This is a genomic window from Aestuarium sp. (genome assembly GCF_023253315.1).
Classification (GTDB): Bacteria; Pseudomonadota; Alphaproteobacteria; order Rhodobacterales; family Rhodobacteraceae; genus Marivivens; species Marivivens donghaensis.
Genome location: NZ_JALRGW010000007.1, coordinates 1 through 20,593, shown reverse-complemented (window position 1 = coordinate 20,593; position 20,593 = coordinate 1). Strand labels below are relative to the sequence as shown.

General features: G+C 56.2%; 19 protein-coding genes and 1 pseudogene. 14 read left to right on the top strand and 6 right to left on the bottom strand.

Annotated features, from left to right (window positions below):
- Window positions 1–33: 33 nt before the first annotated feature.
- Complete coding sequence (locus AC1QQ2_RS05860) at window positions 34–642, top strand: TetR family transcriptional regulator C-terminal domain-containing protein (RefSeq protein WP_105236233.1); 609 nt, start codon at window positions 34–36, stop codon at window positions 640–642.
- Here AC1QQ2_RS05860 and AC1QQ2_RS05855 read toward each other — a convergent pair.
- From AC1QQ2_RS05855 to AC1QQ2_RS05840, 4 genes are read right to left on the bottom strand one after another with little or no spacing between them, the layout of a single operon-like run.
- Window positions 631–1,266, bottom strand: a complete 636-nt coding sequence (locus AC1QQ2_RS05855) for an ATP-binding cassette domain-containing protein (RefSeq protein ID WP_479712433.1) — start codon at window positions 1,264–1,266, stop codon at window positions 631–633. The two genes, AC1QQ2_RS05860 and AC1QQ2_RS05855, sit on opposite strands and share 12 nt — an antisense overlap.
- On the bottom strand, window positions 1,259–2,905 hold the full coding sequence (locus tag AC1QQ2_RS05850; protein WP_479712432.1) for an ABC transporter permease: 1,647 nt from the start codon (window positions 2,903–2,905) through the stop codon (window positions 1,259–1,261). Before AC1QQ2_RS05850 ends, AC1QQ2_RS05855 begins: the two co-directional genes overlap by 8 nt.
- Window positions 2,906–4,099 carry an ABC transporter substrate-binding protein gene (locus tag AC1QQ2_RS05845; protein WP_479712431.1) on the bottom strand — a complete coding sequence of 398 codons (1,194 nt, stop codon included), beginning with the start codon at window positions 4,097–4,099 and terminating at the stop codon, window positions 2,906–2,908.
- 11 nt (window positions 4,100–4,110) lie between these two features.
- Window positions 4,111–4,719, bottom strand: coding sequence for a CDP-alcohol phosphatidyltransferase family protein (locus AC1QQ2_RS05840; protein ID WP_479712430.1), 609 nt, complete (start codon window positions 4,717–4,719; stop codon window positions 4,111–4,113).
- 194 nt (window positions 4,720–4,913) lie between these two features.
- On the opposite strand from AC1QQ2_RS05840, the gene AC1QQ2_RS05835 reads away from it, so the two are divergent.
- The 4 genes from AC1QQ2_RS05835 to AC1QQ2_RS05820 are packed head-to-tail and all read left to right on the top strand — an operon-like array spanning window position 4,914 to window position 9,788.
- Window positions 4,914–6,176 carry an imelysin family protein gene (locus AC1QQ2_RS05835; protein ID WP_479712429.1) on the top strand — a complete coding sequence of 421 codons (1,263 nt, stop codon included), beginning with the start codon at window positions 4,914–4,916 and terminating at the stop codon, window positions 6,174–6,176.
- A 51-nt stretch (window positions 6,177–6,227) separates the two neighbouring features.
- Entirely contained in the window at window positions 6,228–7,742 is a 1,515-nt protein-coding gene (locus AC1QQ2_RS05830; protein WP_479712428.1) for a di-heme oxidoreductase family protein, read from the top strand.
- Complete coding sequence (locus AC1QQ2_RS05825; RefSeq protein WP_479712427.1) at window positions 7,739–8,722, top strand: imelysin family protein; 984 nt, start codon at window positions 7,739–7,741, stop codon at window positions 8,720–8,722. Before AC1QQ2_RS05830 ends, AC1QQ2_RS05825 begins: the two co-directional genes overlap by 4 nt.
- Before the next feature lies 1 nt (window position 8,723).
- Window positions 8,724–9,788, top strand: a complete 1,065-nt coding sequence (locus tag AC1QQ2_RS05820) for a DUF1513 domain-containing protein (RefSeq protein ID WP_479712426.1) — start codon at window positions 8,724–8,726, stop codon at window positions 9,786–9,788.
- Here the strand turns inward: AC1QQ2_RS05820 and AC1QQ2_RS05815 are convergent.
- Window positions 9,785–10,654 (bottom strand): MurR/RpiR family transcriptional regulator, encoded by an 870-nt coding sequence (locus tag AC1QQ2_RS05815; RefSeq protein WP_067551751.1) that lies wholly within the window; start codon window positions 10,652–10,654, stop codon window positions 9,785–9,787. The genes AC1QQ2_RS05820 and AC1QQ2_RS05815 overlap by 4 nt on opposite strands.
- Before the next feature lie 148 nt (window positions 10,655–10,802).
- On the opposite strand from AC1QQ2_RS05815, the gene AC1QQ2_RS05810 reads away from it, so the two are divergent.
- The 9 genes from AC1QQ2_RS05810 (at window position 10,803) to AC1QQ2_RS05770 (ending at window position 20,335) form a co-directional block, all read left to right on the top strand.
- The gene (locus tag AC1QQ2_RS05810) at window positions 10,803–11,567 is read left to right on the top strand and encodes an N-formylglutamate amidohydrolase (protein WP_479712425.1); all 765 of its coding nucleotides are present in this window, start codon (window positions 10,803–10,805) and stop codon (window positions 11,565–11,567) included.
- On the top strand, window positions 11,560–12,156 hold the full coding sequence (locus tag AC1QQ2_RS05805) for a TRAP transporter small permease subunit (RefSeq protein ID WP_479712424.1): 597 nt from the start codon (window positions 11,560–11,562) through the stop codon (window positions 12,154–12,156). The genes AC1QQ2_RS05810 and AC1QQ2_RS05805 overlap by 8 nt, the downstream gene beginning before the upstream one ends.
- Window positions 12,156–13,478 carry a TRAP transporter large permease gene (locus AC1QQ2_RS05800; RefSeq protein ID WP_479712423.1) on the top strand — a complete coding sequence of 441 codons (1,323 nt, stop codon included), beginning with the start codon at window positions 12,156–12,158 and terminating at the stop codon, window positions 13,476–13,478. The genes AC1QQ2_RS05805 and AC1QQ2_RS05800 overlap by 1 nt, the downstream gene beginning before the upstream one ends.
- A gap of 51 nt (window positions 13,479–13,529) precedes the next feature.
- A complete protein-coding gene (locus AC1QQ2_RS05795; RefSeq protein ID WP_249946225.1) occupies window positions 13,530–14,564 on the top strand; it encodes a TRAP transporter substrate-binding protein in 1,035 nt (344 codons plus the stop codon).
- A gap of 59 nt (window positions 14,565–14,623) precedes the next feature.
- Complete coding sequence (locus AC1QQ2_RS05790) at window positions 14,624–15,976, top strand: glutamine synthetase family protein (RefSeq protein WP_479712422.1); 1,353 nt, start codon at window positions 14,624–14,626, stop codon at window positions 15,974–15,976.
- Between the two features lie 15 nt (window positions 15,977–15,991).
- Window positions 15,992–17,374 carry an aldehyde dehydrogenase family protein gene (locus AC1QQ2_RS05785; protein ID WP_479712421.1) on the top strand — a complete coding sequence of 461 codons (1,383 nt, stop codon included), beginning with the start codon at window positions 15,992–15,994 and terminating at the stop codon, window positions 17,372–17,374.
- Entirely contained in the window at window positions 17,371–18,516 is a 1,146-nt protein-coding gene (locus AC1QQ2_RS05780) for an iron-containing alcohol dehydrogenase (RefSeq protein WP_479712420.1), read from the top strand. Before AC1QQ2_RS05785 ends, AC1QQ2_RS05780 begins: the two co-directional genes overlap by 4 nt.
- Window positions 18,517–18,675: 159 nt before the next feature.
- Complete coding sequence (locus AC1QQ2_RS05775; RefSeq protein WP_105236216.1) at window positions 18,676–19,155, top strand: RrF2 family transcriptional regulator; 480 nt, start codon at window positions 18,676–18,678, stop codon at window positions 19,153–19,155.
- 742 nt (window positions 19,156–19,897) lie between these two features.
- Complete coding sequence (locus tag AC1QQ2_RS05770) at window positions 19,898–20,335, top strand: c-type cytochrome (protein WP_479712419.1); 438 nt, start codon at window positions 19,898–19,900, stop codon at window positions 20,333–20,335.
- A gap of 50 nt (window positions 20,336–20,385) precedes the next feature.
- On the opposite strand, the pseudogene AC1QQ2_RS05765 reads toward AC1QQ2_RS05770, so the two are convergent.
- Window positions 20,386–20,593, bottom strand: a pseudogene (locus AC1QQ2_RS05765) (MFS transporter); the annotation flags it as partial.

The following is a 20,593-nucleotide window of genomic DNA, read 5'->3' as shown; positions in this document are numbered from 1 at the left end:
CTAAGGGTCATATAGGTAACGAGGATCTTAAGTATGGCAAAAGTTACTACACGCACACGTATTCAAGAACGGAACCGCGGCGCGATTTTGGACGCCGCTTTGGGCATTTTTTCCCAATACGGGTTCCGCGGTTCAACGCTCGACCAGATTGCAGAGGCATCTGGTCTCTCGAAGCCGAACCTCTTGTATTATTTCCCATCAAAGGAAGCGATCCACGTCGAACTGTTGGAGAGTTTGCTGGATACATGGCTCGATCCGTTGCGTGCGATGAAAGCGGATGCCGATCCCGTCGAAGAGATCCTCGCCTATGTGCATGGCAAATTGGAGATGGCACGCAAATTCCCGCGTGAAAGCCGCCTCTTTGCCAATGAAATCCTACAGGGCGCCCCGCGTATCCTCAACGATCTGACCAACGGTCTGAAGCCTCTCGTCGATGAAAAGGCCGCTCTTATCCGCGAGTGGAGCGATGCGGGGAAAATCGCACCCGTCGACCCCTATCACCTGATCTTTTCGATTTGGGCGATGACGCAGCACTACGCTGACTTTGACGTGCAAGTGCGTGCCGTTTTGGGTGGCGTAGACCCGTTCCCTGGTGCTGATGCCTACCTCGACCAGCTCTTTAGAAAGATGCTAACGGTCTAACCTCAGTATTGCTCCGCCAGCCGCCTGAGCGTCTTCCATGTCATGGGTCACCAATAACACAGGCAAGGACTGCGCCTTGGCGTGATTGAAAACCAGTTCCCTCACCTGCTGTCGCAAATCCTGATCGAGCCGTGAAAAGGGCTCGTCCAAGAGGAGCGCCTTGGGGTTAGATAAAAGTGTACGCATGAGTGAGACGCGCGCCCTTTGCCCACCCGACAACGTGGCTGGATCACGATCGAAAAACCCAGCAAGCCCGACGGAGTCGAGTGCGGCGTTGATGCGATCTGTTCTCTCCGCTCTCGGGATGGAACGATCTAGTCCGAACGACAGGTTCGCGCCGACCGACATATGCGGAAATAAGAGATCGTCCTGAAACAATATCCCGATTTGACGTAAATGGGCTGGTTTAGTGTCGATATTCTCACCATCAAGGGTGACGTTGCCCTTCGCCGTAAAGGCAGCGTCAAGCGACCCAGTGATGTAGGACAGGAGCGTCGATTTACCAGAACCTGACGGCCCCATGATCGTCAGCGCCTCACCTCGATTGATATGGGTATCAACGGACAACAAGAGCGTTTCGCCCCTGTATATAGCGACATTGCTCAACCCCAATCCGTCAGCCATGCGACATTCCTCGTCTATTGCGCCAAAGGATCATTGGAAGACCCAAAGCGATCACAAAAGGCACCAGAGCGGCCAGCAATTGCAACACTGAAAAGACCGCAATCGCGCGTCGATCACCACCAGAAGCCAGCGCCACGGCCTCGGTCGTGAGCGTTGAGATGCGGCCACCTCCGATCAGCAACGTCGGCAAATACTGCCCTACGGAAACCGCAAAGCCGACCGCAAAAGCAGACACGAGCGGCGCCAAAAGCATGGGCAAACGAATGTGCCAAAAGACCCTGCTGGGTGAAGCTCCAAGGGCATGACCCACACGCGCGAAATCGCGGTTCCATGCGCGATAGCTGCCGCCTAAGGTCAGGATCACATAGGGCAGGACAAAGACCATATGCGCTGCAATCACGATCGCCAAGCCGCCCTTTAGCCCTATGTTCAACAATAGAATTTGGACACCGGGTAAGAATGCGACTTGAGGAATGATAAGGGGGAGAAAAATGGTCCAATTTGGCAATGTTCGGGTCGATTCAAGGTAAAGGACCGCGACCACTAGTCCGATCGTTGCCGCAGAGAATCCGATGATCGCCGTTTGCCCCAATCGGTCCAGCAAACCATCGGAATGGCGGGCCCAGTTCGACATTGAGATGCTGTTTGGCACGAGGTCGGGAAAGGCCCAAAAGCCCGCAACTGACCACATCAACAGACCGCAAAGACCGACAAATAGAGTTATGAACACCGTCGTTCCGAGGCATTGCAACAGCACGCGGAACGGCTCTAACAAGGCCAAACGAAACCCACCTGTGATGAGCCATTTCCCCAGTCCACCCATCAAACGCTCGAATACCCGCATGGTCAAAATCGCAACGAAGATCAATCCGAATTGAAGGATTGCCCCCGCAGCCGCTTGGCTTCGGAGCGATATATCGGGGTCGTTCATCCATTTCAGGACTTGGACCGCTAAGGTGTTGGGCGTAGTCGGACCAAGGATCAGCGCAACATCGACGACCGACATTGAGAACGCCAAGACGAGGTAGATCGGCAGCCGTATTTGTTTGTAGACGGCAGGTAGCACCGCAAGGATCCACCCCGCGATTGGCCCATATCCGAGTGACGCGCTGACCTTTAGCCGCGATGGGGCATCGGCTTGCGGTAGGGCCGCGATAATCATGAGAAGAAGAAACGGAACTTCTTTGATCACCAGACCGAGGACGAGCGCCACGCCCCACGGGTCATTTACGATGAGCAGGTCGGGCGGTCTGTCCCATCCCATGATGGGTGCCAGCGCACGCGCGATCCAGCCCGATGGTGCAATCAAGAACACCATCCCAAATGCCGCCGCCGCATGTGGCACGGCAAGCAACGGTCCCAGTATCGACTGAACCCGCCGCCACCAAGGTGACGCCATCATAGACGCGGTGAAACCAAGTGCGATCAGACAAGAGAGCGCCGTCGCAAATAGACCTGTGGTGATGGACAGTCGAATGGCGGACGCGAGGCCGTTCCATGCGAATAGGGCGCGAATAGGCTCTAAACTGAACTGATTGGCGCCCGCCGCAGGGAAGTAGCCAAGAGCTGGCAAGATCACCCCGATCAGACCAGCGATCACTGGCCCGATCATAATGAGAATGACCAGCGCTCGGGCCACTTATTGATTGCCGAACCGAAGTTGCCAATCGTCAGCGATACGGGTCATCCATGACGGATGAGGTTCAGCCTGCACCGTGCCAAGCTCGGCTGGTGTCAGGGTCGCAACGCCTAGGTCAAGACTATCGAAAACAGCGCGTTCATCGTCAGACAATTTCGCCATATCCAGCACGGTACCGTAGCCGAGGACATTCGGATCTTGGGCGCGGGCTTGAGCCTCGGGGGACATGAGGAAATCAGCGACGACCATCGCGCCCGCCTTTGATCCCGAATTGTAAGGGATCGCGACGAATGAGGCGTTGCCGATCGTTCCTTTATCCAAAACGAAAGTCCACACGGTATCGGGCAACTGGCCATTGGCAATCGCTGTCGAGGCCTCGCCTGGGCTAAAGGAAATCGCCAAATCCACCTCGCCGTCAGCAATCAATTGTAGCTGCGCTGGACCAGTTTGCGGATAGGCCTGCCCTTGCCGCCAGAGGTTCGGCGTCAGCTCATCGAGCCAAAGCCAGAGCGGTTCCGTAACCTCAGCGTAGGTTTCATCCGTGGCGGGTTGCGACAGGACCGCAGTGTCGTCAGTCAGATCGACCAGCGCCTGTTTGAGGAACGTTGTGCCGAGGAAATCTGGTGGCTGCGGGTAGGTAAAGCGTCCGGGATGTGTAACCGCCCAGTCGAGCAAAGCGTTCATATCACCCAGCGGAGCCATATCCGCCGTGTCATACATGAACACCACCTGCGCCATCGCCCAAGGGCTCTCGTATCCTTCAACAGGCACGGTAAAGTCTGTCTGAACGGTCTTACCTTCAGTGTCTACATAGGTCCAATTCGGTAGGTCTTCGGCAAATGGACCAAAGAGGAGGCCCGCGTCTTTCATCGACGCAAAATTTGATCCGTTAATCCAGATCATGTCGATAGCGCCGTCGTCGTCTTGACCAGCCTGCTTTTCCGACAGAACGCGGGTCACAGCGTCAGCCGTGTCGCTGAGTTTTACGTGCTCGAGCGTAACGCCGTAGTCCTCTGAAACGCGATCGCCAACCCACGCGATAAAGTCGTTCGTCGCAGTCGATCCGCCCCACGCATTCCAATAGACCGTTTGGCCTTGTGCCTCATCGAGTACAGCGGCCCAGTCGGATGGGTTTGGATCAGCCAGAGCGACGGTTGGGAGAACACATGCCAAAGCAAGGCTAAGATAATTCATCGCGTTTCCTTTCATGAAACAAAGAGACGACGCGCGCCAAAGAGGCGCAAAGCACCGGTTAGAAAACATAGCGCGCCAAAAATGAGAGCAAGGATTGGGAAGCTGGCAGGAAAGATGCACAGAAGGACAAAAAACCCAATGGTCTCTGTGCCCTCGAGCAGACCGTTAGAATAATATAGCGATTTCACGCCCTGCGCAGCGGTCTCTAGGCCGCGCTTTTCGGCAAGGATCGCATAGCCGAGGAAGCTCGCCCCGTTGAAATAGAAAGACGTCAGGAGGATGGCACCCGCGGTTCCATTAGTCGCTGGATCAGCGATGACAAAGGCCATCGGGATCACGCCGTAGAACAGGAAATCGCAAGTTATGTCGAGGTAACCGCCGAAGTCGGTGCGCTTACTGGCCCTTGCAACTGCGCCATCCAGACCGTCGGCAACCCGACTAAGCACGATAAAAATCAAGGCCCAAGTATTCCCACCCGTGGCGATAAAACCTGCTGCGGTGAGGCCAAGCAACAATCCAATAATCGTTACTAAATCTGCCGAAACACCCGACCGCGCGAGAATTGTCCCAGCCGTATTCAGAGGCGGATCAATGAGTTTTCGGACTGTTGCATCCAGCATGGGATTTCTCCTTGGGGTTCAGAACTTGTGACGAATGTTACGGCTCCGCGCAATTGCCCTGACGCGTATTTGAGGAGTTGACACAATCCAAAATAAACCGACTTAAATTGTCAGAATTGACAATCCTTATATTTTTAGTCAGGTAATGGCCATTCTGACTCGCCAGTCAGTTTAGCTGCATTGAAAGGACCACCATGTATCGATCATTTTTAGCCGGTTCAGCCACTCTCGCCCTGACCGCAACGAGCGCTTTGGCGGATGAACGCGCGAACGTTTTGTCCAATTACGCCGATATTGCTCTCGCTGGATATTCAGATAGCCTCGTGACCGCGCTGGCGCTTCAGGATGCAATTGATGCGCTCGTTGCTGCGCCTTCTGTCGAAACCCTAGATGCGGCACGGACCGCGTGGATCGCGTCCCGAGTACCCTACCAGCAGACCGAAGTGTTCCGCTTCGGCAACCCGATCGTGGACGATTGGGAAGGCAAAGTGAACGCTTGGCCGCTCGACGAAGGTTTGATGGACTACGTGGACGCGTCTTATGGCGGTCCAACGGATGAGAACGAATTCGCCGCGCTCAACGTCATTGCGAACCCGACCTTTTCGATCGCGGGCATGGATGTGGACGCAACGGTGATCACACCTGAACTGATCGGTGAGGTGCTGAACGAAGCCGACGGAATCGAGACTAACGTTGCCCGTGGCTATCACGCGATTGAGTTTCTCCTCTGGGGTCAGGATTTGAACGGCACTGATGCTGGTGCGGGTGATCGTCCCTATACCGACTTTATCCAAGATGACGGTTGCACAGGCGGCAATTGTGATCGCCGCGTTGATTATCTAACTGCCGCGACCGACCTCCTGATCACTGACCTCGAATTCATCATCGACCAGTGGGACGAAGATGGTGCGGCGCGGACTGATCTGCTTGCCGATCCAGACGCTGGGATCGTCGCAATGATCACGGGTATGGGGTCGTTGTCCTATGGTGAGCAAGCAGGTCAGCGGATGCGGTTAGGGCTGATGCTGAACGACCCTGAGGAAGAGCACGATTGCTTCTCGGACAACACTCACAACAGTCACTATTACGACGGAAAAGGCGTGCAGAACGTTTATCTCGGTCGTTACGAACGTATTGATGGCACCGTTGTCGAGGGCCCTGGCCTGACCTCTTTGGTCGCTGCTGTTAACCCAGCGCTGGATAGCGAAGTGCGTGGCAAACTGGACGCCACCATGGGTGCCCTGACCGCAATCGTAACTGCAGCCGAAAACGGCATGGCGTATGACCAGATGCTCGACCGTCAGAACGCTGAAGGTGAGGCGCTGATCATGGCTGGTGTGAATGGCTTGATCGACCAAACTCGCAGCTTTGAGAAAATTGTCGGCGCGTTGTCCCTGCACAATGTGGCGTTCGAGGGGTCAGACAGCCTCGACGATCCGAACGCCGTATTCCAATAATCCACTATCGGGGGTCGCGCGCTGCGCGGCCCTCTACACCACAGGTTTACCATGAAATTTGCTTCAGTTGTTTTCGCCACCACCCTACCCTTTGCCGCGGTTGCCCAAGAGGTCAGCGACCTTCACCTGAACGTAGTGCCACGCACCGCGGCGGAAGCGGCGCGTATCGCAGCAATTGTGCAGCCGACGACGGATTTCACGACCCCTGAACGGTTCGAAGAACGCCCCGCTGGTGCCGCGACGGTGCGCGTCCATTCGACCTCTGACGCGTTTTCGCAACCGTCCGGCAACATCAGTTTTGAACGTGAACTGGACTTTAAAGTCGGGGACGGGCTGTTTCGGAAAATATGGGTTTCGGCCCCATCATCGACGCTCGCTTCTGACGGTTTAGGGCCGCTTTATAACGCGCGGGGATGCCAGAATTGCCACCTCAAGGACGGTCGTGGCCATCCGCCCGAAGGCCCGAACGACAACGCGATTTCAATGTTCCTGCGCATCTCGATCCCCGCGTCAGATGACGAGGTGATCAAGGCCATATCCGATTTTATACCAACCGCACCTGATCCGACCTATGGGCTACAGCTCCAAGATTTCGGAATCGCAGGCCACGATGCGGAATACCGACTCGACATTGAATACGAGGACATCGAGGTCGAACTGGCTGGCGGCGAAGTGGTGACGCTTCGCAACCCAACCTACCGCGCTGCTGACCTCGGATATGGCGACCTTCACCCTGAAGCGATGTTGTCGCCGCGCATTGCGCCACAGATGATCGGACTTGGCCTTTTGGAAGCGATTCCAGCGGTGGATATCCTCGCCCATGTGGATGAAAATGATGCCGATGGTGACGGGATTTCCGGTCGAGCCAATATCGTTTGGTCTACCGAATTTGATCAGCCAATGTTGGGTCGTTTCGGCCTGAAAGCGGGCGCTCCGACCATTCGTCAGCAGTCCGCCGATGCGTTTGCGGGTGATATCGGCATTTCAAACCCGCTGCACCCCACTGGGTGGGGCGAATGCACCGACACTCAGGTCGCGTGCCGTGCAGCGATTGATGGTGGTGATGAGGCGCATGACGGGTTGGAAATTGATACGGATAGGCTTGATCTGGTGACCTTCTACTCTCGCAATTTGGCGGTCCCTGCACGGCGCGATTTGGATGATCCAGAGGTGCTTCTCGGTAAAGAAATCTTTTACGAAACGGGCTGCACCGCATGTCACACTCCAAAATTCGTCACCGCTCGATTGGAGGATCAGCCAGAGCAGTCGTTTCAGCTGATCTGGCCTTATTCGGACCTGTTGCTGCACGACATGGGCGAAGGCCTCGCCGATCACCGTCCCGAAGCTCGCGCAACGGGCACCGAATGGCGGACGCCGCCGCTCTGGGGGATTGGTTTGACCGAACAGGTCAGCGGTCATACCTATTTCCTGCATGATGGTCGTGCGCGGTCCTTGCTTGAGGCTGTTTTGTGGCATGGTGGTGAGGCACAACCGCATCGCGATGCAGTGGTTTCCATGCCGAAAGACGACCGCGACGCCCTCATCCGTTTCTTGGAGAGCCTATGATACGCCCACTCGCCTTTGCCCTGATTTGCGCAACGCCTGCGGCGGCGGATGTCGCGTCGGTCATGTCGAACAACGTGCTGCCAGATTTCGCAAAATTCGACACTGTTGCAGCCCAAATGGCCGAAATGGCTACCGCAGATTGCGGTATTGAAACGATGCGTCCGCAGTATAACGCAGTGTTTGACGCTTGGATGAGCGTTCAACATTTGCGGATCGGACCGACCGAGAATGGTGCCCTGTACATCGCGTTTTGGCCCGATGAGCGTGGTTTCACGGCCAAGACGCTTTCTGCGATGATTGCGGACACTGACCCGTTGATCAACGATGCCGAAGGCTTTGCCGAGTCTTCGATCGCAGGCCGTGGTTTGTTCGCGCTCGAAATGCTACTTTTTGACGACCGGTTCGATGGCTACGATGCCGATAGTTACACCTGTGCCTATGTCCAACGCGTCGCCGCTGACATTGCCCGCGAGGCGCACGCACAGGCGACGGACTGGCAGGATCGCTATGCGCTGATCATCCAAGGGCAGGGCGACGGGGAAACACTGCCCATTGTGTCCGATGCCGATGCGTTTGCGACGCTCTATTCGCAGATCGTGAACTCACTCGAATTCACCGCCGATAGTCGCGTGGGTCGGCCACTAGCCGATTTTGCCCGTCCGCGCCCAACACGGGCCGAGGCATGGCGATCCGACCGTTCGCTTCGCAATATCGTGCTGGCGGTCGATACGGCATATGCCCAAGCGGTCGAACTCATGGGCACACCTTTGCCTGCTACAGCGCAGGCCGTTGCCGAATTCCACGACGCAGCGAACGCCATCCCTGACCCGAGCTTTTCCGATATCGCGGACAACTCCCAAAGCTGGCTAAAGCTGCAAATCCTCGGCCAGAAGGTTGATGGGGTTAAGAACGCGATTTCGAACGAAATAGGCTCTGTCTTGGGTATTTCAGTGGGCTTTAACACCTCTGACGGGGATTGATATGACCACACGCCGCCGCTTTTTAACCACGTTTTTAGCTGCCGCAGCGACGCCTCGTCTAACATGGGCAAGCGTGGGCAGCCCGTCCTATATCGCCGCCGCGAAAAAAGGGGACGATTACGCACTGTTCGGCCTCACACCTGAGGGCGCGATCACATTTCGGGTTCCACTGCCCGCACGAGGACATGCTGGCGCAGGTCACCCAACACAGCCCATCGCCGTCGCCTTTGCCCGTCGTCCGGGGAACTATGCGATAGTGATTGATTGCGTAAGTGGATCAATTCTCCAACACTTGCATGCCCCCGAGGGTAACCACTTCAATGGTCATGGGCTCTATGTCGACAATGGCCGTATTCTGATCACAACAGAGCAGCGTTCTAGCGATAGCGCGGGGCGATTGGGGCTATGGGATGCCGAGAACGGTTATTCTCGCCTTGGTGAAATGGACACCTATGGGGTAGGCCCGCATGATGTGCGATTGATGCCAGACATGCTGACGCTGGTCGTAGCGAACGGAGGCATTCAAACGGACCCCGGTGGGCGGACGCCGCTAAATGTTGGCGCGATGCAGCCGAACCTCGTATATCTGACGCTGGATGGTGTGGAAGAGATCGTCAAGCTCGAAGCGGACCTGCATTTCAACTCCATCCGCCATCTGGCAGTGCGCGATGACGGCCTCGTAGCCTTTGCGATGCAGTGGCAGGATGACCCGTCTTATTTACCGCCGTTGTTGGGGCTTCATCGTCGCGGATCAGACCCTATTCTGGCCCAAGCGCCCTTATCTGACGAATATCCGATGCAAGGCTACGCGGGGTCTATTGCCTTTGCCCCCGACGGTTCCGAGGTTGCGATTTCATCGCCCAAGGGCGGCCGTTTGCATCGGTTTGATGACAACGGAAACTTCCTTGGAGCGGTTATCCAGCCTGATGTGTGTGGTCTGGTCGCGGGTGCAGACGGCTATCTGTCCAGCGATGGGTTCGGCAATATCGCCGCCGTTCGAGATGGCATCGCGACGCAAATTGCCCAGCATCCCGTGAACTGGGACAACCACATCATCGCGCTCTAGGGTTTACGGAACAGGCGTGCGGCTTCAAAGATTTCGTCGAGCCGTTCATAACGATCCTTAGCACGCGGCCAGTTCTCCTCTTGGACCGCAGCAATCAAGGTTTCGAGCAACATCATCGTTGAAACGTTTGAGTCCCAAGCCGAGGGAATTTCGACCCAGCAGTTAAACGTATAGTCCGCAATGCTGGCGATCGGGCTTGCCCATTGGTCGGTCACGACGATGACCGTAACGCCGCGCTCTTTGGCAAGTTCGGCGAGGCGGAGGAGGTTCGTCTCGTAGCGGCGAATGTCGAACATCAGCAGCGTATCGCCTTTGACCATGTCCAACACATAGTGCGGCCACGTCGCGGACGAGCTGGTCATATGGGTGACGCGTTCGCGGATCGCTTGGAAGTGGGTAAAGGCGTATTCGGCCAAGGCACGCGTAATGCGCCCACCCACGATATAGAGCCGCCCGTTCGTATCGGCCAAACACCCTGCAGCCTTATCGAATTTATCGTGATCGACGTTGGATAGTGTCTGACTGAGGTTGCGCGTGATCGCCTGAGAGAAGCGGTTCAGAAGGTGTGACTCTGGCGCCTCGGTCGCCCAGTTCGCGCGGCGCTGGGTGGGACCTTGAACCTTCGCCTGCAATTCAGACAGCAAGGACTGGTGAAACTGTGGGAAGCCCTTGAACCCGAGTTTTCCCACCATACGCGCCACGGTCGGCGTCGAGACATCCGCGTTCTGCGCCACGACCGTGATAGAGGCGATCCCTGCCGCTGGGTAGTTTTCCAACAGCGCATTGGCGAGCTTCTTTTCGGACGCGGTGAGGGTTGCGTATTTCTCGCGGATCAGTTCGCGCACGGTGGTTTTGGGTTCAGACACAACGCCTCGCTTTCACAAATGCTGCTTTCCTAAGCAGACGCTGCGATTGATCAAACCGCAAGAAAAGATTCAACACCACCGTTTAGGAAAATTATTGACGCATTGGCAAAGTGTGTGGAAAGATTTTTACAAACGACAGGGAAATCGCATGAACCAAGCGGCGAAAACGCAACGAACATCGGCGGTTGAGGTGTTCAATCCGGAGGGAAAATCTCCGGTCGTGATTCTCTGCGAACATGCGTCACACGCTATTCCCGAACGGTATAATGGCCTTGGTTTGGCGGAAAACGACCGCAAAAGCCACGCGGCCTGGGACCCAGGTGCCTTGCCCGTTGCCCAAATCTTGTCCGCTGCCTTGGATGCACCTTTGGTCGCCTCAGCAGTGTCGCGGTTGGTCTATGACTGCAATCGCCCGCCCGAAGCGCCCAGCGCGATGCCTGAAACCTCTGAACTGATCAAAGTGCCCGGCAACCGCGGCCTGACCCAAGAACAAAGGGACGAACGGACCGAAACCGTCTATGCGCCCTTCTGCGAAGCGGTGGCCGAGGCCATCTCGACCCGCACTAAGCCGATGGCGATCGTGACAATGCACAGCTTTACCCCGATCTATTTCGGGAAACCTCGTGCGACTGAGATCGGTATCCTGCACGACAGCGATACACGGCTCGCCGATGCGATGATCGCGCAATCCGATGCCATTAAGTTGGGGGTTGAACGCAACCAGCCCTATGGACCGGACGATGGTGTAACCCATTCTTTGCGCTTGCATGGTATTTCTAACGGCATCGCCAATGTGATGATCGAGGTCCGCAATGACCTTATCGATACACCTGATGCCCAGCGCGATGTGGCGCATCAACTCTTGGCACTTTTACGTCCGGCACTCGCCAGTTTGGAGGTCATGAATGCCTAGTGTGATCGTAAGCTACATCCACGGGATTGACGCGATTAATCGCTTTATCGGTCGGATTGCGATGTATGGGATTTTCGCCCTGATCGGCGTTCTGCTCTGGTCGTCGGTGTCCAAGACCTTCTTTACGCCGTCGCTTTGGACGCTTGAGACAGCACAATTCATCATGGTCGCTTACTATGTCTTGGGCGGGCCATACTCGATCCAGCTCGGGTCAAACGTGCGGATGGACCTGTTTTACGGCAATTGGTCGACCAAACAGAAAGCGTGGATGGACGGCTTTACCGTGTTCTTCCTGCTCTTTTATTTGGGCGTGCTTCTCTATGGCGCGCTGGGGTCTTTGTCCTATTCGCTGGGATATTTCGGCACCGAGCCGATCACCTATTTCAAAGATCTGATCGTCGCCTTTGTCACTGGCGGACCGACAGCAGCGGGCGAGGAACTGGGCTATTTAGAACGAAGCTCTACCGCGTGGCGTCCTCACATCTGGCCGATCAAGCTGATCCTCGCTGCAGGCGTTTTCCTAATGATCCTACAAGTCCTTGCCGAATTCTTCCGAGATATTGGCCGCATTCGTGGAGTTGAACTCTGATGTCCTATGAAATGATCGCCATAGTGATGTTCAGCACCATGATGGTGATGCTCTTTACAGGGCAGCGCGTCTTTGGGGCTATCGGCTTTGTTGGTGCTGCCGCGGGCATGATGCTCTGGGGTGTGGGCGGTGTAGACGTGCCGTTCTCAGCCGCGATGAAGTTGATGAAATGGTATCCGATGCTCACGCTGCCGATGTTCATTTTCATGGGCTACGTGCTGTCTGAGTCAAAGATCGCTGATGACCTCTACAAGATGTTCCACGTTTGGATGGGTCCCGTGCGCGGCGGGTTGGCCATCGGGACCATTGGCCTGATGGTTCTAATCTCTGCAATGAACGGTTTGTCGGTCGCGGGCATGGCGATTGGTGCAACGATTGCGCTGCCTGAACTGCTAAAGCGCAAATACGATAAGATCATGGTGACGGGCGTTATTCAGGCGGGATCGTCGCTTGGCATCCTCGTGCCGCCCTCTGTTGTTCTCGTGCTTTATGCGATGATCGCGCGTCAGCCCGTCGGGCAACTGTGGCTCGCTGGTGTGGTGCCTGGTCTGATGATGGCCGCGATGTTCATCATCTACATCTACATCCGTTGCCGCATTAATCCCGACCTCGGCCCTGCGCTGCCCGAGGATGAGCGCAATGTCTCGACCGCTGAAAAGATGCGCCTGCTGCGCGCTGGTGTTCTGCCGCTGGTGATCTTTGCATCGATGATGGTGCCGTTTGTGAACGGCTGGACCTCGCTGGTGGAAAGCTCTGCGATTGGCGCGATGGCAGCGTTTGTTGCCGCCGTTCTGAAAGGCCGCATGACGAAAGAGGTCTTTGAGACTTCAGTCAAGCAGACCTTGGGCATTTCGTGCATGTTCATGTGGATCATTCTAGCCGCGCTCGGCTTTGGGGCGATCTTTGACGGCTTGGGCGCGGTGAACGCTATCAAAGACCTGTTCACCGAACAAATGCACCTGAGCCCTTGGACAATCCTGATCCTGATGCAGCTGAGCTTTATCATCATGGGCACCTTCCTAGACGATACGGCAATGCTGGTGATTGTGGCGCCGCTCTATGTGCCGCTGGTGGATCAACTAGGCTTTGACCTAATTTGGTATGGCGTTCTCTACACGATCACCACGCAGATCGCATATATGACCCCGCCGTTTGGCTATAACCTCTTTCTTATGCGGGCCATGGCCCCGCCAGAGATCGGACTTCGCGATATCTACCGCTCCATCGTGCCGTTTGTGATGCTGATGGTGCTGGCACTTACTCTTGTGATGATCATTCCCGACATCGCGATGTGGCTGCCAAACTCGGTTTACGGAAATTAACCAATAAAAGAGCCTGAACAGGGCCGATCAACCCCAACAAGGAGAAGAGAAATGACGACAAGACGTAAGTTTCTAGCCACCGCTGGTGTCGGCGCATTGGCAACGCCACTCGCGGCTCCGGCTATTGCTCAATCGACCATCACTTGGCGGATGCAGACCTATGCGGGTCCGGCTCTGGCTGAGCATGTTGTGAAACCCGCAATCGACATGTTCAACAAGATCGCAGGCGACCGCATGCAGATCGAACTCTACTTTGCAGACCAGCTGGTTCCGACAGGCGAATTGTTCCGCGCCATGCAGCGCGGCACCATTGATGCGGTGCAGTCGGACGATGACTCCATGGCGTCCCCGACAGAAGTCACCGTGTTCGGCGGCTACTTCCCCTTCGCATCACGCTACTCGCTCGACGTGCCAGTGCTGTTCAACCAATACGGCCTGAACGAAATCTGGGACGAAGAATACTCCAAGGTTGGCGTCAAACACATCTCGGCTGGTTCGTGGGACCCCTGCCACTTTGCAACCAAAGACCCGATCAACAGCCTCGCTGATCTTCAGGGCAAGCGTATCTTTACCTTCCCGACGGCTGGCCGCTTTATGTCCCAGTTCGGCGTCGTTCCAGTGACTATTCCGTGGGAAGACGTGGAAGTCGCGATGCAGACAGGCGAACTGGACGGTATTGCGTGGTCGGGCATCACCGAAGACTACACCGTTGGCTGGGCTGACGTGACCAATTACTTCCTCACAAACAACATCTCTGGCGCTTGGGCAGGGTCGTTCTTTGCGAACATGGATCGTTGGAACGAACTGCCTGAGGATCTCCAGACCCTGTTCCGCGTCTGCACCGACCAGTCGCACTACTATCGTCAATGGTGGTATTGGGGCGGTGAAGCATCGCTGCGCGTCAATGGCACCAAGATGCAGCTCACCTCGATTCCGGATGCTGAATGGGCAACCGTCGAAGCCAAAGCGATGGAATTCTGGGACGAGATCGCCGCAGAATCCCCGACCAAAGCGCGCGTTGTTGAAATCATCAAAAAATACAACGCGGACATGGCCAAAGCTGGCCGTCCTTACCGCTACAGCTAAGAGCAATCGCCCTGCCGGTATCCCATCGGCAGGGCATCTAAACGACGGAGAACATCGCCATGCTAGACTTCGACACGCTCAAGGCTCGGGTATCTGACGGCACTTACGATACCATCTTGGTCTGCGGTATCGACATGCAGGGTCGCCTCATGGGCAAACGGTTCCATGCCCAGCATTTTATCGACAGCGCGTGGGAAGAAACCCATTGCTGCAACTACCTGCTGGCAACCGACCTAGAGATGGCAACGCCTGACGGCTACGCATCGACCTCGTGGGAAGCGGGTTATGGCGACTACGTGATGAAGCCTGATCTAAGCACGATCCGCCCTGTGCCGTGGCTCGAAGGCACAGCGATGGTTCTGTGCGACCTGATCGACCACCACACCCACAAAGAAGTCGAACACTCCCCCCGCGCGATGCTGAAAAAGCAGATCAAACGGCTTGAGGCGTTGGGCTATACCGCGATGATGGCGACCGAACTTGAATTCTTCTTGTTTGAGAAGAGCTATGACCACATCCGCAAGAGCGATTTCCGCGATTTAGAGCCTATTTCGGGCTATAACGAAGACTACCACATCTTCCAAACGACCAAGGAAGAAGGCGTCATGCGCCCGATCCGTAATCACCTTTACGCCGCTGGTATCCCAATCGAAAACTCGAAAGGTGAGGCCGAGGCGGGCCAGGAAGAACTGAACATCAAATACGCCGAAGCGATGCTGACAGCCGACTACCACACCATCGCCAAGAACGCGATCAAGGAGATCGCTTGGCAGAACGGCCACGCGGCGAGCTTTATGGCGAAGTATCACCATAGCAAGGTCGGCTCTTCCGCTCACGTTCACCAGTCGCTCTGGAAAGACGGCGCGAACGCGTTTTATGATCCCGCAGACAAACGCGGCATGTCGGCGGTGATGAAATCCTACATGGCGGGTCTGCTGAAATACGCAGCGGATTACACCTATTTCCTCGCGCCCTACATCAACAGCTACAAGCGGTTCCAGAAAGGCACCTTTGCTCCGACGCGGATCATCTGGTCGGTCGATAACCGTACTGCGGGCTTCCGTCTGTGCGGTGAAAACACCAAAGGCGTTCGTGTTGAATGTCGCGTGGGTGGGTCCGATTTGAACCCATATCTCGCGATGGCGGCTCAGCTTGCCGCTGGTATCGCAGGTATCGAAGAGGGCCTGACCCTCGGCGCGCCATTCACTGGGGATGCCTATGACGCAGAGGTCGAGTCGATCCCGCAAACGCTCCGCGATGCTCGGTCTGCATTGGTGAAATCTGACATGCTCCGCGAAGCATTCGGTGACTGGGCCGTTGACCATTACGCCCGCGCCGCAGAAGTAGAAATCGAAGATTTTGACCGCGTCGTGACTGATTACGAAGTCGCACGCGGCTTTGAACGCTCTTAACCCTATGAGGACACTATGACAGGGCAACTGAAGTGTATTTCGCCCATCGACGGGTCGGTTTTCGCCACCCGTGATACGCTGAGCCGCGATGAGGCTTTTGCCGTCGCCGAACGCGCTCGTGCAGCACAGGCCGCATGGGCCGCGCGTCCGCTTAAGGAACGCATTGATCTGGTGCTGGCCGGCGTCGCTGCCGTTGGCGCGATGAATGATGAAGTCGTGCCAGAACTGGCGCATATGATGGGTCGCCCGGTGCGCTACGGTGGCGAATTCCGCGGCTTTGAAGAACGCGCGAGCTATATGGCGCAGATCGCAGAAAGCAGCCTTGCGGACATGCAAGTGGGCGAAGACGCGACCTTTAAACGCTACATCAAACGTGTTCCGCATGGCGTCGTGTTCGTCGTGGCCCCGTGGAACTACCCTTACATGACAGCGATCAATACGGTCGCGCCTGCGCTGATCGCGGGTAACACTGTTATCCTCAAACATGCGACGCAGACCCTACTGGTCGGCGAACGTATGGCTAAGGCGTTCCACTCCGCTGGCGTGCCAGAGGACGTGTTCATCAACGTCTTCCTCGACCACGACACAACCAATGATCTGATCGCAGGTCGCGCCTTCAACTTTGTGAATTTCACAGGCTCTGTTGGCGGCGGCAAGGCGATGGAGCGCGCTGCGGCGGGCACCTTTACGGGTGTTGGCCTAGAGCTCGGCGGTAAAGACCCAGGTTACGTCATGGAGGACGCCGATCTGGATGCAGCCGTTGATACGCTGGTTGACGCAGCGATGTTCAACTCTGGTCAATGCTGCTGTGGCATCGAACGGATTTACGTCCACGAAAGCCTCTATGATGCCTTTGTCGAAAAGGCCGTTGCGGTGGTTAAGGGCTACAAGCTCGGCAATCCGATGGACAGCGACACGACGATTGGCCCGATGGCCAACGTCCGCTTTGCAACAGAGGTCCGTGCGCAGATCGCAGAGGCTGTTGAGGCTGGTGCCGTTGCCCATATCCCGACAATGGAAGGTGACGATGGTGCAGCTTACCTGACGCCGCAAATCCTGACCAACGTCACCCACGACATGCGCGTCATGCGTGAAGAGTCGTTCGGCCCTGTCGTTGGCATCATGAAGGTTTCGTCCGACGCCGAAGCCGTCGCGCTGATGAACGACAGCGACTACGGCCTGACGGTGTCCCTCTGGACCCAAGATGTGGAGCGCGCGCAGGCCGTGGGCGATCAGCTCGAAACGGGCACTGTGTTCCTTAACCGAGCGGACTACCTCGATCCAGGTTTGTGCTGGACGGGCTGCAAAGATACGGGTCGCGGCGGTGGCTTGTCCGTGATCGGCTACCATAACCTCACACGTCCAAAATCCTACCATCTCAAGAAGGTGACGAAATGAACCTCATCGGTAACTGGTCCTATCCGACCGCTGTGAAATTTGGCGCAGGCCGGATCAAAGAGCTTCCTGCGGCATTGGCCCAAGCAGGCATCACGCGCCCGCTCTTGGTAACGGACCGTGGTCTTGCCAGCATGGCGATCACACAGCAGACCTTGGACATCATGGACGAGGCTGGTTTCGGCCGCGCGATTTTCGCCGAAGTAGACCCTAACCCGACCGAATTGAACCTCGCTGCAGGCGTTGAAGCCTACAAAGCGGGTGGTCATGACGGCGTGATTGCCTTCGGTGGTGGCTCTGGCCTCGACCTCGGTAAAATGGTCGCTTTCATGGCAGGTCAAACCCGTCCGATCTGGGACTTTGAGGACATAGGCGACTGGTGGACCCGCGCGGATGCGGACGCGATCGCGCCGATCATCGCGGTTCCGACGACTGCTGGCACAGGGTCCGAAGTGGGCCGCGCCTCGGTCATCACCAATTCGGAAACACACGTCAAAAAGATCATCTTCCACCCGAAGGTTCTGCCGACCGTTGTGATTTCCGACCCTGAACTGACCGTCGGCATGCCGAAGTTCATCACCGCAGGCACGGGCCTCGATGCCTTTGCTCACTGTGTCGAAGCCTTCAGCAGCCCGTTCTATCACCCGATGAGCCAAGGTATCGCGCTCGAAGGAATGCGCTTGGTCGTCGAAAACCTGCCTCGCGCTTATGCAGACGGCACCGACCTTGAGGCCCGCGCAAACATGATGGCAGCGGCTGCGATGGGGGCTGTGGCCTTCCAAAAGGGCCTCGGCGCTATTCACGCGCTGTCGCACCCGATCGGCGCAGTTTTCAACACCCATCACGGCACAACCAACGCTGTCTGTATGCCTGCCGTTCTCGAGCTGAACGCGCCGCTGATCGCTGATCGTTTTGATCGCGCAGCCAGCTATATCGGCGTGTCCGGTGGCTTTGACGGGTTCCGCAGCTTTGTCCAAGAGTTCAACGACAGCTTCGCCATCCCGCGCAAACTTCGCGAAATGGGTGCAACTTTGGACAAGATCGACGAACTGGTTCCTGCAGCACTGGCCGATCCGTCCTGCGGCGGCAACCCCGTCGAACTGAACGAAGCAAACGTTCGCGCGCTGTTCGAGGCCGTTATCTAATGCCTCAGCTCTGATCCGAATATAATCGGATCAGGGCAAATTCTGCATATCAGACTATAGTTTTCCGCGAAAACGCACCAAGATTCTGATCTGGATCAGTTACGGGCGCACAGAAACGTGATTTTTGACCTCTAATCAGTTGATAAGAGGAAGTTTCAGTTGCGCCTCACCACACGCACAAACCTTGCGATACGTGTTTTGATGTATTGCGGCACACATTTGGACCAGATCACGCCATCGTCCATCATTGCGGATGCATGTAATGCTTCGGCCAACCATTTGGCGCAGGTCGTTCATACGCTGCATGTGAACGGGTTCGTGGACGCAACGCGCGGTCGCACTGGCGGGGTTCGGTTGGCGCGGGACGCGGCCAAAATCAACATCGGCGAAGTGTTCCGCATTTTTGAAGCGGACGTTCCTTTTACCGAGTGCTTCTCTGAAGCCACAAACACCTGCCCATTGGTAAAAGCCTGCCGCCTTCGCGTCGCCATCGGCCGCGCACTCGAGGCGTTCTTTCACGAGCTTGACCTCGTCACGCTCGAAGACCTGGTCAAAGGCAACTGCGGTCTGGTCGACATCTTTGCCATGACCGCACCATTGGCATCGGTTGAATGTAACGGCGCTGATGTGGCGGGCTGAGTCTCTGGCGGACTGAATCCACTAGAAACAATAGCTCAATACTCTTCCAGAAAAACTGGTGCCGCTGAAGGGCAATCGACTATCGCAAATTCTTATGGGAATATAGAGAGTTAGGGAGAAGCTTTTCCCGGGAAATGGTCCCGAAAGCGGTCCCTAGATTACTACGACAAATGTCAATGAGGTAGTCATTGACAATTAATACTAATGGCCGAAACAGCCATACAGGACCATCCTCGAGATAGGTAGCAGGGCGACCACCCTTCCCAATGTCGTGATCAACGCCACGTCCCATTGACCGGAGCCGACAAACGGGGCCATAGTTTGGGGCCTGAACAATGGAAATCGTTTTGCGATTTATCTTTGCCCTTCTGTTGCTGCTCACGTCGGCCATGCTTGTTTTGCCGAGCATGACGCAGGCGTATTCGGGGCATGACATGGCGATGAGTGATTGCGATGCCTGTCCTGATAGCGCGCATGACATGGACAACGCTGCGGACCATGGGATGTCTTGTGCAAAAGGTCACTGTGGGCTGTTCAATGCAATAGTTCCAAATGTGGACACTCGGCCGACTGAGCCGATAGCGATTGCACATCCAGTGCAGGCGGGACCCTCATGGCAGAGCTTGCGTCCACAATCAGACCTGCCACCTCCACGCGCCTGATCATTTGAAATCAAACGGAGCCCTCGCGGTTCCATGGCTTTTCAACCCTGTGTCAGTGCAGGGCCATTCAGGACATGATCATGAAAAAACTACTTATTGTGGGCGCTGCAATCGCTGCCCTTTCCGTTGCTGCATATCTGGCAATTCCCGAAACACCTGCACCCTCGACCGCAGGCTCTGCGCTCCCTCCCGAGGGGGCTCCGCTTGTCAGTATTGTAGTGCCCGATCAATTGTCGGCTCAAGCGCAGCTCGGCAAAACTGCCTTTGATGCGGTTTGCGCCACCTGCCACGGTAGCAATGCGACGGGCAAGATGGGATTTGGGCCGCCGTTGATTCACCCAATTTATGAACCCAATCACCATGGCGATATGGCGTTTCTGATGGCTGTTCAGAACGGAGTGCAGGCGCACCATTGGCCCTTTGGGAACATGCCACCGCAAGCGGGAGTGACGAACAGTGATTTGACTGCGATCGTTGCATATGTCCGCGAATTGCAGCGCGCTAACGGGATCAACTGAGGACGAAAATGACTGCCAGAGCGTTTGGTCGTTCAAGTGCTCTGGCGGCCCTATGCTCCACGCGGCCAATGGCGGTGGAGGTCATCGATGATCAGGGGGTGAGAGTGGATTTTGCCGTGATCCCGTAGGTGGGGGTGATCGGGTGGTAGGTCGCTGTGGTCATGTTCCATCACCTGCGGGTCATTCGCAGGCCATAGGATCATCGCGCTGATGAACCCAAAGGCCGCGATAGCGCCCATAAAGAGGAAGGTCACATCG